The sequence below is a fragment of the Burkholderia sp. ZZQ-2 genome (genome assembly GCF_050768715.1).
Taxonomy (GTDB): Bacteria; Pseudomonadota; Gammaproteobacteria; order Burkholderiales; family Burkholderiaceae; genus Burkholderia; species Burkholderia cepacia.
On record NZ_LDVA01000072.1, the window covers coordinates 1 to 14,096 of the forward strand.

General features: G+C 65.7%; 13 protein-coding genes and 1 pseudogene. 8 read left to right on the forward strand and 6 right to left on the reverse strand.

All coding sequences use genetic code 11. The annotated features are described in order from the left end of the window. From ABY44_RS03050 to ABY44_RS03060, 3 genes are all read left to right on the forward strand, one after another. A partial coding sequence (locus ABY44_RS03050; RefSeq protein WP_431640835.1) for a FecR domain-containing protein occupies positions 1-630 on the forward strand: 630 nt, incomplete at its 5' end. 54 nt (positions 631-684) lie between these two features. After that, positions 685-3,255: a TonB-dependent siderophore receptor gene (locus tag ABY44_RS03055; protein WP_060173839.1), complete on the forward strand. Its 2,571-nt coding sequence runs from the start codon at positions 685-687 to the stop codon at positions 3,253-3,255. A 55-nt stretch (positions 3,256-3,310) separates the two neighbouring features. Then, positions 3,311-4,099, forward strand: a complete 789-nt coding sequence (locus tag ABY44_RS03060; protein WP_060173840.1) for a hypothetical protein — start codon at positions 3,311-3,313, stop codon at positions 4,097-4,099. A 15-nt stretch (positions 4,100-4,114) separates the two neighbouring features. Here the strand turns inward: ABY44_RS03060 and ABY44_RS03065 are convergent, their stop codons facing one another. Beyond that, positions 4,115-5,005: a LysR family transcriptional regulator gene (locus tag ABY44_RS03065; RefSeq protein ID WP_059695676.1), complete on the reverse strand. Its 891-nt coding sequence runs from the start codon at positions 5,003-5,005 to the stop codon at positions 4,115-4,117. A gap of 112 nt (positions 5,006-5,117) precedes the next feature. Here ABY44_RS03065 and ABY44_RS03070 point away from each other — a divergent pair, with 112 nt between their 5' ends. Together ABY44_RS03070 and ABY44_RS03075 are read left to right on the forward strand one after the other, a co-directional pair. After that, positions 5,118-5,543, forward strand: a complete 426-nt coding sequence (locus ABY44_RS03070; protein WP_027787801.1) for a VOC family protein — start codon at positions 5,118-5,120, stop codon at positions 5,541-5,543. A 134-nt stretch (positions 5,544-5,677) separates the two neighbouring features. Further along, positions 5,678-6,262, forward strand: coding sequence for a flavin reductase family protein (locus ABY44_RS03075; RefSeq protein ID WP_060173841.1), 585 nt, complete (start codon positions 5,678-5,680; stop codon positions 6,260-6,262). Positions 6,263-6,313: 51 nt separating this feature from the next. On the opposite strand, the gene ABY44_RS03080 is transcribed toward ABY44_RS03075, so the two are convergent. Continuing rightward, positions 6,314-7,210, reverse strand: coding sequence for a LysR family transcriptional regulator (locus ABY44_RS03080; protein ID WP_027787799.1), 897 nt, complete (start codon positions 7,208-7,210; stop codon positions 6,314-6,316). A 97-nt stretch (positions 7,211-7,307) separates the two neighbouring features. Between ABY44_RS03080 and ABY44_RS03085 the strand changes: the two genes are divergently transcribed. From ABY44_RS03085 to ABY44_RS03095, 3 genes are read left to right on the forward strand one after another with little or no spacing between them, the layout of a single operon-like run. After that, entirely contained in the window at positions 7,308-8,606 is a 1,299-nt protein-coding gene (locus ABY44_RS03085; RefSeq protein WP_060173842.1) for a CitMHS family transporter, read from the forward strand. 42 nt (positions 8,607-8,648) lie between these two features. Then, on the forward strand, positions 8,649-10,007 hold the full coding sequence (locus ABY44_RS03090; RefSeq protein WP_060173878.1) for an acyclic terpene utilization AtuA family protein: 1,359 nt from the start codon (positions 8,649-8,651) through the stop codon (positions 10,005-10,007). After that, on the forward strand, positions 10,007-10,318 hold the full coding sequence (locus tag ABY44_RS03095; RefSeq protein WP_027787796.1) for an AtuA-related protein: 312 nt from the start codon (positions 10,007-10,009) through the stop codon (positions 10,316-10,318). The genes ABY44_RS03090 and ABY44_RS03095 overlap by 1 nt, the downstream gene beginning before the upstream one ends. A 167-nt stretch (positions 10,319-10,485) precedes the next feature. Here the strand turns inward: ABY44_RS03095 and ABY44_RS03100 are convergent, their stop codons facing one another. From ABY44_RS03100 to ABY44_RS03115, 4 genes and pseudogenes are all read right to left on the reverse strand, one after another. After that, positions 10,486-10,950 carry a hypothetical protein gene (locus ABY44_RS03100; RefSeq protein WP_081072826.1) on the reverse strand — a complete coding sequence of 155 codons (465 nt, stop codon included), beginning with the start codon at positions 10,948-10,950 and terminating at the stop codon, positions 10,486-10,488. Then, a complete protein-coding gene (locus tag ABY44_RS03105) occupies positions 10,926-12,107 on the reverse strand; it encodes a DUF6402 family protein (RefSeq protein ID WP_431640837.1) in 1,182 nt (393 codons plus the stop codon). Before ABY44_RS03105 ends, ABY44_RS03100 begins: the two co-directional genes overlap by 25 nt. A gap of 494 nt (positions 12,108-12,601) precedes the next feature. Continuing rightward, positions 12,602-12,985: pseudogene (locus ABY44_RS03110) on the reverse strand (IS110 family transposase); the annotation flags it as partial. A 151-nt stretch (positions 12,986-13,136) separates the two neighbouring features. Further along, the gene (locus ABY44_RS03115) at positions 13,137-13,958 is read right to left on the reverse strand and encodes a nitrilase-related carbon-nitrogen hydrolase (RefSeq protein ID WP_060173844.1); all 822 of its coding nucleotides are present in this window, start codon (positions 13,956-13,958) and stop codon (positions 13,137-13,139) included. Positions 13,959-14,096: the final 138 nt, after the last annotated feature.

The window sequence follows — 14,096 nt, forward strand, 5'->3', positions numbered from 1 at the left end:
ACGGCGGTCGGCGAGCGGCGCACGGTGACGCTCGCGGATCGCACGGTCGTCGTCCTCGATACCGACACGGCGCTCGACGTGCGCTTCGACGCCGCCGCGCGCCGCCTGCGCCTGCTGCGCGGCACGATCATGGTGACGAGCGGCCACGACGATCGCGTGCCCGCGCGGCCGCTCGTCGTCGCGACCGCGCAAGGCGAGTTGCGGCCGCTCGGCACACGCTTCGCGGTGCGGCAGCGCGACGGCGCGACGCGGGTCGAAGTGTTCGCCGGTGCCGTGCGCGTGCAGCCGGACGATGCGGCGGCAGGCGCGCGCGTGATCGCGGCCGGGGAGGGCGCAGATTTCACGCGCGATGCGATCGGCGTGCAGGCACCGCTCGATGCGTATGCGTCCGCGTGGACGGGCGGCATGCTGGTCGCGTCGCGCATGCGGCTGGCCGACCTCGTCGCCGAGCTCGACCGCTATCGCCGCGGCAGCCTGCGCTGCGATGCGGCCGTGGCCGACCTGCGCGTGTCGGGTACCTATCCGCTCGACGATCCCGCGCGTGTGCTCGACACGCTGAAGGCGACGTTGCCGATCGATGTGCACTACCTGACGCGCTACTGGGCGACGGTCGTGCCGGCCCGTTCCTGAGCGTGTCGAAAAAAATTTTCGTCGACCTGAGCTGTTTCTCGATGTTCGCGTGACATGGGTAATGAAAGCAGCACTGGCCCATCGTCCACCGACTTCCCGATCATGGTTTCCATCCGTCTCACGTATCGGCGCCGTCCGGCGCCCGACCGACATCTGCCGCGCGCCGCGCGCCCGGCCGCACCTGCCGCGCCCGGGCACCTCGCGCGCCGGCTCGCCGGTGCCGTCCTGGTGTCCGCGCTGCTGCCGTTGCCCGCGCTGGCCGACACCGATGCGGCGCCGGCCGCGCAGCGCGCGGCACGCCGTGCGTTCGACATTCCGGCCGGGCCGCTCGAAGCGGCGCTGAACCGGTTCGGCCGCGACGCGGGCATCCTGCTCGCGTTTCCGGCCGAGCTGACGGCCGGCCTGACGAGCGGCGGCGTGCAGGGCCGCTTCGACGTCGACGGTGCGCTCGACCGCCTGCTGGCAGGCACGGGGCTCGTCGCGTTGCGGCAGCCCGGCGGCGGCTACACGCTGAAGCGCGCGGACGGCACGGTCGCACGACCCGTGGCGGCCGGCGTGGCCGCGGGCGCCGAGTTGCCGGCGATCACGGTGCGCGACAGCGCGCTGCGCGCCGAAAGCTATCGCGCGCCGAAGGAGGCGGGCGTGCTGCGTTCCGACATCCCGCTGCTCGACACCGCGCAGGCCGTCAACATCGTGCCGGCGCAGGTGCTGCGCGACCAGCGTCCGCGCAATCTGGACGACGCGCTCGGCAACGTCAGCGGCATCACGCAGGGCAACACGCTCGCGGGCACGCAGGACACGATCATGAAGCGCGGCTTCGGCGGCAATCGCGACGGCTCGGTCATGCAGAACGGGATGCCGCTCGTGCAGGGGCGCGCGTTCAACGCGGCGGTCGACAGCGTCGAGGTGCTGAAGGGGCCGACGTCGCTGCTGTACGGGCTGATGGATCCGGGCGGCGTGGTCAACGTCGTCACGAAACAGCCGCAGCTCGTGCGCTACAACGCGATCTCGCTCGGCGCGTCGACGTTCGGGCACGGCAAGAACGGCGGCAGCGCGACCTTCGATTCGACGGGGCCGGTCGGCGATTCGCGGCTCGCGTACCGGCTGATCGTCGATCAATCGAACGAGCAGTACTGGCGCAACTTCGGCGAATACCGGCAGACCTTCGTCGCCCCGTCGCTCGCGTGGTACGGCCGCGATACGCAGGTCGTGGTGTCCTACCAGTACCGGACCTTCCATTCGCCGTTCGATCGCGGCACGGCGCTCGACCCGCGTACCAACGCGCCGCTCGACATCCCCGCGCGGCGGCGCCTCGACGAGCCGTTCAACAACATGGACGGCGAATCGCACCTCGCGCAGCTGAGCGTCGATCACCAGTTCAACGCGGACTGGAGCGCGCATCTCGGCTACAGCTACAACCGCGAGACCTACGACGCGAACCAGTTGCGCACGACGGGCGTCGATCCGGTGAAGGGCACGCTGTCGCGCAGCAACGATGCGACGCACGGCTCGCTCAGCACCGACAGCTACGGAATCGGCTACGTGAACGGCAAGCTGACGCTCGGCGGGATGCGGCACGACGTGCAGGTCGGCTTCGATACCGAATACCGTCGCATCTACCGCAAGGATATGCTGCGGCAGGCCGTGAAGACGCCGTTCAGCTATGTCGATCCCGTCTACGGGCTGCTGCCGCCGTCGAGCACGGTGTCCGCGAGCGACAGCGACCAGACCGACACGCTGCACGATGCGTCCGCGTTCGTGCAGGACACGATCCACCTGACCGACAAGTGGATCGTGTCGGGCGGGCTGCGCTACATCACGTACAACCAGGTCGCGGGGCGCGGCCGGCCGTTCACCGCGAACACCGATCTCGGCGGCTCGAAGTGGCTGCCGCGCGCGGGCGTCGTCTACAAGTGGACCGATACGTTCTCGCTGTACGGCAGCTATTCGCAGTCGCTGAAGCCGTCTTCGTCGATCGCACCGATGACGGGCTACATCATTGACGGCGCGACGCCGCCCGAGGAAGCGACCGCGTGGGAAGTGGGCGGCAAGCTCGACCTGCCGGGCGGGATGACGGGCACGCTGGCACTCTTCAACATCGACAAGAAGAACGTGCTCGTGTCGCAATACAACGACGCGACCAAGCTGACCGACTGGCGCACGTCGGGCAAGGCGCGCTCGCGCGGGATCGAGCTCGACGTGTCGGGCCGGATCGGCGAGCGCGTGAACGTGATCGCGAGCTACGCGTACATCGACGCGAAGACGACCGAGGATCCGCTTTACGCGGGCAACCAGCTGTGGAACGTCGCGCGCCATACGGCGTCGCTCGCGGCCGTCTACGATGTCGGCACGCTGGCCGGCGGCGACGACCTGCGCGTCGGCGCGGACGTGCGCTACGTCGGCGCGCGGCCCGGCGATTCGGCGAACAGCTTCACGCTGCCGTCGTACGTGCTCGCCGACGCGTTCGCGACCTACGACACGCGGATCGGCAAGCAGAAGCTGTCGTTCCAGCTCAACGTGAAGAACCTCTTCAACCGCACCTATTACCCGTCGAGCGCGAACCGCTATTTCGTCGCGATCGGCGATGCGCGACAGGTGTCGCTGCTCACCACGCTGCAGTTCTGACCACGCAATCGCCGCGCGGCCGTCACGGCGGCGCGCGGCTTCGGAGAAGATCCAGATGAACCGGAACATGAAGGCCGGCGCCGTGCGCGCCATTGCCACCGTTACCGCCGGTGCGCGGCGCCGCGCGTTGCGCGCGATCGCGGCCTCGGTGCTCGCGATCGGCGCGGGCCTGGGCCTCGGGGCAGGTGTGGCTGCTCCCGCGCGGGCGGCCGATGCACCGCAGGCCGTCACGCGCGTCGCGATGCTCGTGCAGCTGCGCGGCCCGAACCTGAAGGTCGACGAACGCATCGGCCAGCATCTCGGCGAACGCGGCTACGCGGTGCGCCTGATCGACGAGTCCTCGACGCCCGACGCGGCGCGCGACGCCGACCTCGTCGTGATCTCGTCGACGGTGTCGTCGAAGAACGTGCGGCCCGGCTGGCGCACGCTCGACAAGCCGCTCGTCACGTGGGAAAACGACCTGCTCGACGATCTCGCGATGACGGGCAAGCGTCACGACGTCGACTTCGGCGAAACGGGCAAGGAACGCTACCTGTGGCTCGTCAATGCGCCGCACCCGATCTCGGCCGGGCTGCCGGCCGGCGCGACCAGCGTGTACGGCAAGCAGGCGCCGATGAGCTGGGGCAAGCCGGGGCTCGGCGCGATCACGATCGCGACCGTGTACGGCCAACCCGACAAGGCCGCGATCTTCGCGTACGAGAAGGGCGCGACGATGGACTACGAAGCGCTCGCGCCGGCGCGCCGCGTGATGTTCTTCCTCGACAACGACACGTTCGCGAACCTGTCGCCGGCCGGTGTCGCGCTGTTCGATGCGGCGGTCGACTGGGCGGCCGGGCGGCGCTGACCGACGACGTCGGCGCTATGCCGCCTGCGGCGGCGCGCGCCGTCGTGACGCCGCTTCGATCAGTTGCGCGAGCTGCTGCGCCGGCTCCGACATCGTTCGCCGCGCGCGGTGCACGAGCCCGATGTCGCGGTGGAACGTATGGTGTCCGAGGTCGATCGCGCGCACGCCGGCCGGCCAGCGGCGATAGACGGCGGTCTGCGGGACGATCGCGACGCCGACGCCGTTCCCGACCAGCTTGACGATCGCGTCGAGCTCGTCGAGCTCACACGTGTCGCGCACCGCGAGGTGCATCTTTTTCAGGAAACGATCGACCTGGCGCCCGCCGAACGATGCGCGGTCGTAGCGCACGAACGGTTCGCGCGCGAGCAGTTCGGCCCAGTCCTTGCCTTTCACGCCACGCGGCACGATGAGCCGGAACGGTTCCTGCGCGAGCGTCGTCCAGTGCAGGTCGCTCTGCAGGGAAAACGGCGGCCGGATGATCGCGGCCATGTCGATCTCGCCCGCGTCGACCCGGTTGACCAGCTCGATCGACAGCCCCGGTATCACGCGCGTGCGGCACGCGGGATGCCGGCGATGGAAATCGGCGAGCGCGGCCGGCAGCAGCGCGCTCTGCACCGACGCGATCGCGCCGATCGTCACGCGCACGGCGGCCGGCGAGCCGGGGGCCGTCGAGCTCAGGTTCTCGTACAGGCCGAGCAGCGCCTGCGCCTGGTCGAGCACGTGATGGCCCATTTCGTTGAGCCGCGCCGACCGGCCCTGCCGGTCGAACAGCGCGAAGCCGAGCTCGGCTTCGAGACGCTGCATCTGCGCGCTGACGGCCGCCTGCGTGAGCCCGATACGGTGGCCTGCCGCGGCGAACGTGCCTTCCCGGGCGACGGCGACGAGGGTTCTCAGTTCGCGGATCATTCATCAATTCCGTTTGTGAATGACGAAACTATATATTGATTTGATTTTCGATCGACCTTGACTACCATGGTGCCGTCCTCGCGCCACGCGAGCGTTCCATCACGAGGCAACCATGAGTCTTTCCCCGTTTCACCTGGCGATCCCGGTCTACGACCTGGCGGCCGCGCGCGATTTCTACGGCCGTGTGTTCGGGCTGGCGGAGGGGCGTTCGAGCGCGCAGTGGGTCGACTTCGACTTCTACGGGCATCAGCTCGTGATCCACGAGCATCCGAAGACCGCATCGCAGGAAAGCGCGCATACGAACGCGGTCGACGGTCACGACGTGCCGGTGCCGCATTTCGGGATCGTGCTCGACTGGGCGAGCTGGGAAGCGCTGGCCGAGCGGCTGAGATCGTTCGGCGTGACCTTCGTGATCGAGCCGTATGTGCGCTTCCAGGGGCAGGTCGGCGAGCAGGCGACGATGTTCCTGTTCGATCCGTGCGGCAATGCACTCGAATTCAAGGCGTTCCGCGATATCGGCCAGTTGTTCGCGAAGTGACCGGCGGCGTTGTCGGCACCGATTGAAATTGGGTGCGAGAATGCGGCCTTCGGCGCGGCTGCGCACCTGCGCACCGGCCGGCGCCGCGCGCCGCACGGCATCCGTCCGTGCGCGCCGTTCTCCAGGGAATCCGTATGGACAGTCACATCGCTCCGGTGGAGCTGAAGAAAGCCTACCGTCTCCTCAACCACGGCCCGACCGTGCTGGTGTCGGCCCGTCACGACGGCGTCGACAACGTGATGGCCGCCGCGTGGGCGTGCGCGCTGGACTTCCTGCCGCCGAAGCTGACGGTCGTGCTCGACAAGTCCGCGAAGACGCGCGAGCTCGTCGAGCGCAGCGGCACGTTCGTGATCCAGGTGCCGACGGCCGCGCAACTGCAGCTCACGCACGCGGTCGGCAGCCACAGTCTCGCGGAGCGTCCGGACAAGCTGCGCGAGGCGGGCGTCACGCTGTTCGACGTCGAAGGCCACGACCTGCCGTTCGTCGCCGGCTGCTCGGGCTGGCTCGCGTGCAGGCTGGTTCCCGAGCCGCACAACCAGCAGACCTACGACCTGTTCATCGGCGAGGTGGTCGCGGCGTGGTCCGACACGCGCGTGTTCCGCGACGGTCACTGGTATTTCGAATCGGCCGATCCGGCACTGCGCAGCCTGCACTACATCGCGGGCGGCAATTTCTATGCGATCGGCGAATCGCTGCACGTCGATCCGGACGTGGAGTAAGCCGAACCGGGCATCACGCGCGGGCGGGCTGTCCCGATCCGGGCGCGCGGTTCACGCGCGCTTTTTCAATTCCGTCAGCATGGTTTCCGCGAACGCCTGCGCGACGCGCGGCAGCGTGCGGCCGCGCTTCGTGACGAGCGCGATCGGCCGCACGAACGCGGGATCGTCGATCGGCTTCGCCACCAGCTCGGGCTCGGCGCGCACCTCGCGCGCGGTCGCGGGCAGGATCGTCACGCCGAGCCCGCCGCGCACCATCGCGACGGCCGTCATCATGTAGGTCGGCTCGCACGCGATGTCGGGCGTGCAGCCGGCCGCGTCCAGCGCGGCATCGACGACGCTGCGCACGCTCGTGCCCTGCGCGGTGAGCACGAGCGGCACGGCCGCGACATCGGCGGTGCTCACGCGGCGCTTGCGCGCGAGCGGATGATCCTTCGGGCACACGGCGACGAGCCGGTCGGCGCCCGCATACAGCACCTCCAGCGACGCATCGAACGTGTCGCCGCCCGTCAGTCCGAGATCGGCTTCCTCGTTGCGCACGAGCGCGGTGACGAGGCTCGCGACGCCGTCGCGGATCTCGAAGCCCGCGCGCGGCACGTCGCGCCGGAACGACTGGATCAGCTCCGGCAGCACGCTGGACGCGAAGGTCGGCAGGCACGCGAGTCGCACCGTGCCGCTCGTGCCTTCGCCGAGCGCGCGCGCGTCGCGCAGCACGCGCTCCATGTCGTCGAGCGAACGCTGCAGCAGCGGCAGCAGCTCGCGCCCGGTCTGCGTGAGCGCGACGCTGCGGCTGTTGCGGTCGAACAGGCGCGCGCCGACGATTTCCTCGAGCCGGCGGATCTGCACGGTCAGCGCCGGCTGCGACAGGTGCAGCCGCGCGGCGGCGCGCGTGAAGTTGCCGGCGTGCGCGACGGTGACGAACGCGCGAATGTCGCGAAGATTCAGATCCATAACGGTTCGTGATTGCTGCGATCAAATCATTTCAATTGTGCTATCGCTGCGCCGACCTTACGCTCGTCTCCAACGAAAGACAAGGTAGGAGACACGGATGCTGCCGTTACTCGGGCTTGGCACGATCGTCGTGCTGCTGGCCGCGATTCTGTCGAAGCGGATGTCGCCGCTCGTCGCGCTGATCATCGTGCCGATCGCCGCATCGCTGATCGGCGGCTTCGGGCTGCACACCAGCAAGTTCGTCGTCGACGGGCTGAAGGGCCTCGCGCCCGTGGTCGGCATGTTCGTGTTCGCGATCCTCTATTTCGGCACGATCACCGACGCTGGCACGCTCGACCCGATCATCGACCGCATCCTGCGCGCGGTCGGCACGCGGCCGACGCGCATCGTGATGGGCACGACGCTGCTCGCGCTGCTGATCCACCTCGACGGCTCGGGCGCCGTGTGTTTCCTCGTGACGATTCCGGCCGTGCTGCCGCTGTACGACCGGCTGAAGATGGACCGGCGCGTGCTGGCCGCCGCGGTGTCGATGGCCGCGGGCATCAACTTCCTGCCGTGGACGGGGCCGATGATCCGCGCGTCCGCTTCGCTGCATCTGCCGGTGTCGGCGCTGTTCAATCCGCTGATCCCGGTGCAGGCGATCGGGCTCGTGTTCGTGTTCGGCGTCGCGTACTGGCTCGGGCGGCGCGAGGAGAAGCGGCTCGGCCTGTCACGCGACGATGCGTCGATTCCGTTGCCGACCCGCGAGCTGACGCCCGACGAGCAGGCACTGCGCCGGCCGCACCTGTTCTGGTTCAACCTCGTGCTGACGTTCGTCGTGCTCGGCACGATGGTCGTGATGGGCGAGAAGATCCCGCCGGCGATCATGTTCATGGTCGGGCTGTGCATCGCGCTGATGGTGAATTACCCGGACGTCGACATGCAGAGGAAGCGCATCGACGCGCATGCGCGCGCGGCGCTGATGATGGCCGGCATCCTGCTCGCGGCCGGCGTGTTCACGGGGATCATGCAGGGCAGCGGGATGCTGAAGGCGATGGCGCAGGCGGCGGTCGGCTTCGTGCCGCCGTCGATGGCCGGCCACATCCCGGTCGCGCTCGGCCTCGCGTCGATGCCGCTCAGCATGCTGTTCGATCCCGATTCGTTCTACTTCGGCGTGCTGCCCGTGATCGCGGAGGTGGCCGGCCAGCTCGGCGTGCCGGCCGTGCAGGTCGGGCAAGCTGCGCTGCTCGGCCAGATGACCACCGGTTTCCCGGTCAGCCCGCTGACGCCCGCGACCTTCCTCGTCGTCGGCCTGTGCGGCATCGAGCTGGCCGAGCACCAGAAGTTCACGTTTCCGCTGCTGTTCGGCGCGTCGATCGTGATGACGATCGCGTGCGTCGTGCTGGGCATCTTTTGATTTTCACCGGCGGCGCACCCGCCGGACGACGACGGTATGGACATGACAGCAAAGCAACCTGAACGGCGCGTGCGCATCGGCGCGGGCGCCGGCTACTCGGGCGACCGGATCGAGCCCGCGGTCGAGCTGGCCGAACACGGGCAGCTCGACTATCTCGTCTTCGAATGCCTGGCGGAGCGCACGATCGCGATCGCGCAGCAGGCGCGGCGCCAGGACCCGTCGCTCGGCTACGATCCGCTGCTGGACGCGCGGATGCGCGCCGTGCTGCCGGTCGCCGTGCCGAACGGCGTGCGCATCGTGTCGAACATGGGCGCGGCGAATCCGCGGGCGGCCGCACGGCGCACCGCACGGATCGCGCAATCGCTCGGCGTCGCCGGGCTGAAGGTCGCGGCCGTCGAAGGCGACGACGTGCTCGACGTCGTACTGCGCGACGCGTTCCGTTTCGAGGAATCGGGCGACGACGTCGCCGCGTATCGCGACCGCATCGTGTCCGCGAACGCGTATCTCGGCGCCGCGCCGATCGTCGATGCGCTCGCGGCCGGCGCGGACGTCGTGCTGACCGGGCGCGTCGCCGATCCGTCGCTGTTCGCCGCGCCGCTGATCCACGCGTTCGGCTGGCGGATGGACGATTGGGACACGCTCGGGGCCGCGACGGTCGTCGGCCACCTGCTCGAATGCGCGGGGCAGGTGACGGGCGGTTATTTCGCCGACCCCGGCTACAAGGACGTGCCGAACCTCGCGCGGCTCGGGTTTCCGATCGGCGAAGTCGCGGCGGACGGCTCGGTCGTGATCACCAAGGTGCCGCACGCGGGCGGCCGCGTGAGCGCGGCGACCTGCAAGGAACAGCTGCTCTACGAGATACACGATCCGGCGCGGTACCTGCAGCCCGACGTCGTCGCGGATTTCACGCACGTCACCGTCGTCGAGGAGGCGGCGGACCGCGTGCGCGTGACGGGCGGGCGCGGCACGGCGCGGCCCGACACGCTCAAGGTGTCGGTGGCGTATGTCGACGGCTGGATCGGCGAAGGCCAGATCTCGTACGGCGGCCCGGGCGCGCTCGAACGCGCGCGGCTCGCGCTCGGGATCGTCCGCGAGCGGCTGGCATTGACTGGCGTCGCCGCGACCGAGCTGCGCTTCGACCTGATCGGCGTCGATGCGCTGTATGGCGACGCGACGCCGGCCGTGCGCGGCGAGCCGGCCGAGGTTCGTGTGCGGGTGGCCGGCCGCGCGGCGAGCGCCGGCGAAGCGGCGCGGATCGGCAATGAAGTCGAGACGCTCTATACGAACGGGCCGGCCGGCGGCGGCGGCGCGTTCAAGTCGACGCGCGAGGTGATCGCCGTGCAGTCGGTGCTGCTGCCGCGCGCGGCCGTGACGCCGTCGTTTTCATTCGTGGAGGCATGATGCAACTGCGTGAACTCGCGCATGCGCGCACCGGCGACAAGGGCAATACGCTGAACGTGTCGGTGATTTGCCGCGATCCGCGCCATTACGATCATCTGCGCACGCATCTGGGTGCCGATGCGGTGAAGGCGTGGCTCGCGGGTATCGTGCACGGCGACGTCGTGCGGTACGAACTGCCGGCGCTCGGGGCATTCAATTTCGTGCTGCGCGATGCGCTCGGTGGCGGCGTCACGCGCTCGCTCGCGCTCGACGCGCACGGCAAGTCGGTCAGTTCGGCGCTGCTGGCGATCGAGGTGCCGGAGCCGGCGTGACGAAATACGTCGATGCGGAGGGAGGGGGCGACAGCCTGCCGACGCTACCGGCCGACTGACAAGAGGCTCATCAAATTGGTTGCCGGAGCATGCTCGCCATCGGACTCAGAACATTTTCCGTTTGAGTGGGTTGCTGGGCTGTCGGGCGTTAAAAGCAGCTTATATGCTTAGCCAAAAAATGGAAGTCGCGCTCTTACCCAGTCAATCAAGGTCGGTGGCATGTCGATCGTGTAATCAGCTTGCTTCTCATCGTCTTGGTAAGTAATGCTGTTGGGGCCTATGGTGAGGGGTTCGTGACCTGGCTGGCCATCCCAGAATACTTTGTAGTTTCTCCTGGCCAGGATTTCGCCTCGGGCGTCCACGACGGTGAGTTGCACCGAATCCATGCCGTCGCCAAAGAAGTGGTTATTGTTGACGCCGCTTCCGCAGAGATTGATCGTATACTTTTTGCCGTCAAATTCCTTGATCCCACCATTCAGCTTGCTATTGTAGTTGTGGTGTTGGCAGTCAGTGTAATCGTGGTTTCCCTGTAAAATAAGAACACTGCCGCAAGCGATCGATAAAAATGCCAGTATGCTGACGATGAAGGCTGCTTTGCGTGCTTTTTTTACATGGATTCTGGCGGGCGGCATATCGTTTCCAGTTTCAATTGAATTGGTTTATTGAGTTTCAGGAGTTGTGGCTTGCTGTAGATCATGAAATCGCCACCTCTGTTATGCTTTTCTCGCCACTCGCTGTAGCTTTTATTATACACGGGGTAGTAGACATTTTTTGTCAAAAGTTTTCTAAGTCCGGGGCGTTTGTCAACGGGCTTGTCGAGCGGAGTACCTGGTAAATAAGACCAGTTGATAGTCGTTTCGGTTATCGAGGAGTTGCCCATTTGGGTGTGAAGCTTCTTTCCATCGATTATGTCGCTAACGGCTGCGCGATACGAGAGAATCATGTCTGTTTTGTTCCAATGCCCAAGATATTGGCTGTTTCCATTGTCCTTGTCATTGAAGGAGTAGTTATCCTTCACATAGGCGTAGACGTGAGTGATGGTGGCGGTGGTGTCGATGCAGTATGTTTTTGTTTTTTCCGCATTGTTGTATTGAAAATATTTTTCGGTGGAAACCGTCACTCGTCCGACTGCGGTGTATAAGTTGAAATTTCCGAGCGCGGCCGTCAGATCCGTTAAAAGTAGCCCGTCGAATGTGGCGCTTGTTGGAATATTTTGAAACTGGAACTGCCAGTCAACGTGAAATTGCCTTTGATTGTTGAAGAAAGCGGTCGTGTCAAAAGAAAGATCTGCCAATCCCTGGTCGACGAAAGCGGATCGGATCTGTCTGGAGATTTTTATTTTTGCTTCCCTGGCTGCTCCGGGTGAATAGATTTTTTTGGAAATCAACTCATCGTATTTTTTTCGGACACTGCCAAATTTCAATGCCCATTTGAGGGTGACCGTTGTGTCGTCAATCGGTTGTTCGGAGTTGGGATCATCATTGTAGATATGCTTGGGACTTGCAAACCACTTTCTTGCAATTTTCGCGGCAACAGGCCAGCCGATCGTGTCCATTGCGATCGGAACATCCTGCAGATCGAACTCGGGAATTTTGTCGTGATCTTCTCCGTCTGCCTCCTTTGGTTGCGCAGGTGGCTTGGGAGGTGCCTTGGGCTGCGCAGCAAGCAGCTTCTGGAAAGCAGCATCCGCCTCGATTTGTTCGGCAGTGGGCTTCGGTTGTGGCGGTGGAGGAACTTCACCTGGTGCAAGCCTCGCGTATGAAATGGTTTGTTGCGTATTGATCGGCACACAGCCTTGCGACCCTAAGCAAGCTTTCCATGTCGAGGTGGTAAAAGGTAGCAACGATGAATTCATTTGGTAGTAAGGCGATCTTTTTACCTTTGGCATATTTTTATGGAAACCCCGCTGACTTTATAATTTTGAGAGCCGGCTCGTCGTCCAAGCCAGGATGCCCTCACGTAGAAATCAGCCTAGCATCGATCTGATCGATGGGCTTGGTCATGTGTTGAGAGTGTTACTTGGAGAGGGGACGGGAATTAAGGCGTGGCTCTTTAGTCTGCGTGGATTTCCGGTGTTTAATGATGGTGTGACCGAAATCTTTTGGTGGGTAGATGGGGGATGAAAATATTTAACTAATGTTAATTGGACGTATACAAAATGCGAGCCTGAATTGATCTTGATCCGGGAAATGGCCCGGCTCGAAGGTAGGGAAATTCGGCATGATGTGTCCGATCGGACGCGAAGGCCAAACCATGAAGCTATGCCGCACAGCATGGGTGAGCCTGGCGATCTGTCAGATGACCCGTTCGAAGCAAGCGCGATGTATGCCGCATCGAGCGAGCGGCTTCGGCGATCGTGGGTATCGGTCCTGGCTTCGCCTGAGCCGGGATCGGCGATGCGGCGCATGGCCAGTCCAGGCCGATATGCGATGAGTCCGCCTTCAGTGCAGGCGACGGTTGCAAGGGAGATGGTGAGCGGCTGATAGACGACGAAGGGTAGTCGACCGTGAGCCTTGAGTTTGGCGATGGGGTTCGCTGCTTGATCCCGTCGTCGGGTAGCGCCTGGTTGACCAGACGTTTGCCGTTCCGATCGAGTGCAACGGTGTGATGCCGGCTTTTACCGACGTTGGCGTCGATGAAGCCATCGACGGGGTTGGGATATTCCAGCCAACCCCCTGTCCGAGATCATCCGCTACCCGCCAGGCCCGGTGGTCACCCCCCCTGAATCACGAAGGCGGCCGGGGCAAGAATAATGCCGGGTCCGGCTGGCCGAAGCCCCGCTTATCGGAGCGTGAAGACAGTAATTGGGCAGCCCCCGTCACGGAATCAGCAACTCGCGAAGCCCGTCCGCATGCTCGATACGTTCGCCGGCGATATGCAGGCGCTGGTCCCTGCGATAGTCGTAAACCGCGCGCGACGCGGCGAGCTGGTCGAAATCGAGCTCGATCGCGTGGCGCGATTCGCCGTTGCCGGCCTCGAAGATCAGGTTGCCGAACGGATCGGCCGCGAGGCTGCCCCCCGCGAACACGACGTCGTGCGTGCTGCCGCCGACGCGGTTGGCGACTACCGTGAACACCTGGTTCTCCATCGCCCGCGCCGTTGCCGACGTGCGGTGGACCGGGCGGTACGGTTCCATGTTGCCGTCGGTGATGAGGATCAGCTCGGCGCCGAGTTCGGCAAGCGCGCGGCCGGTTTCGGGGAATTCGTTGTCGTAGCAGATCAGCAGGCCGATCCGCACGCCGTGCCATTCGATCGTCGCGTAGCGGTCGCCGGGCAGCACGACGCCGTGCTCGCTCACCCACAGGTGCGTCTTGCGGTAGCGCAGCGCGATGCCGTCCGGCGTGACGAACACGGTGGTGTTGTAGAAGCGGCCGCCGTCGTTCTCGATCAGCCCGACCACGACGGCAACGTCGCGCGCGCGTGCGGCCGCGATGACCGCGCCGACGCTCGGGCCGTCGAGCGGCACGGCGCATTCGGCCAGGTTCGACGGATCGAGGAAGCCGGTGAGCTGCGCTTCCGGAAACATCACGATGTCGGTGCCCGGTGCGCAGGTCGCGATCGCTTCGAGCGTGCGCTGCAGGTTGTAGTGCGTGTCGCCGTCGCGACCGGCGAGCTGGACGATGTCGAGCTTCAGTTTCATGGGCGGTTTCGGTGGGCGAGGCCGGCGCGGCCGGCTCCGCAACGTTGGACGTCGGAACGCCCGAGTATGCGCCGAACCGCCGGTTTTCCCATCCCGCCGGCGTGTTAACCCGTCAGGGGTATTGATCCCGCGTACTGT

Bases quoted from the DNA above. Each gene is read 5' to 3' on its own strand.
- ABY44_RS03085 (WP_060173842.1), top strand. From the start codon at position 7,308: ATGCTGCCGTTACTCGGGCTTGGCACGATCGTCGTGCTGCTGGCCGCG.
- ABY44_RS03065 (WP_059695676.1), bottom strand. From the start codon at position 5,005: ATGATCCGCGAACTGAGAACCCTCGTCGCCGTCGCCCGGGAAGGCACG.
- ABY44_RS03115 (WP_060173844.1), bottom strand. From the start codon at position 13,958: ATGAAACTGAAGCTCGACATCGTCCAGCTCGCCGGTCGCGACGGCGAC.
- ABY44_RS03075 (WP_060173841.1), top strand. From the start codon at position 5,678: ATGGACAGTCACATCGCTCCGGTGGAGCTGAAGAAAGCCTACCGTCTC.
- ABY44_RS03070 (WP_027787801.1), top strand. From the start codon at position 5,118: ATGAGTCTTTCCCCGTTTCACCTGGCGATCCCGGTCTACGACCTGGCG.
- ABY44_RS03080 (WP_027787799.1), bottom strand. From the start codon at position 7,210: ATGGATCTGAATCTTCGCGACATTCGCGCGTTCGTCACCGTCGCGCAC.
- ABY44_RS03055 (WP_060173839.1), top strand. From the start codon at position 685: ATGGGTAATGAAAGCAGCACTGGCCCATCGTCCACCGACTTCCCGATC.
- ABY44_RS03090 (WP_060173878.1), top strand. From the start codon at position 8,649: ATGACAGCAAAGCAACCTGAACGGCGCGTGCGCATCGGCGCGGGCGCC.
- ABY44_RS03060 (WP_060173840.1), top strand. From the start codon at position 3,311: ATGAACCGGAACATGAAGGCCGGCGCCGTGCGCGCCATTGCCACCGTT.
- ABY44_RS03095 (WP_027787796.1), top strand. From the start codon at position 10,007: ATGCAACTGCGTGAACTCGCGCATGCGCGCACCGGCGACAAGGGCAAT.
- ABY44_RS03100 (WP_081072826.1), bottom strand. From the start codon at position 10,950: ATGCCGCCCGCCAGAATCCATGTAAAAAAAGCACGCAAAGCAGCCTTC.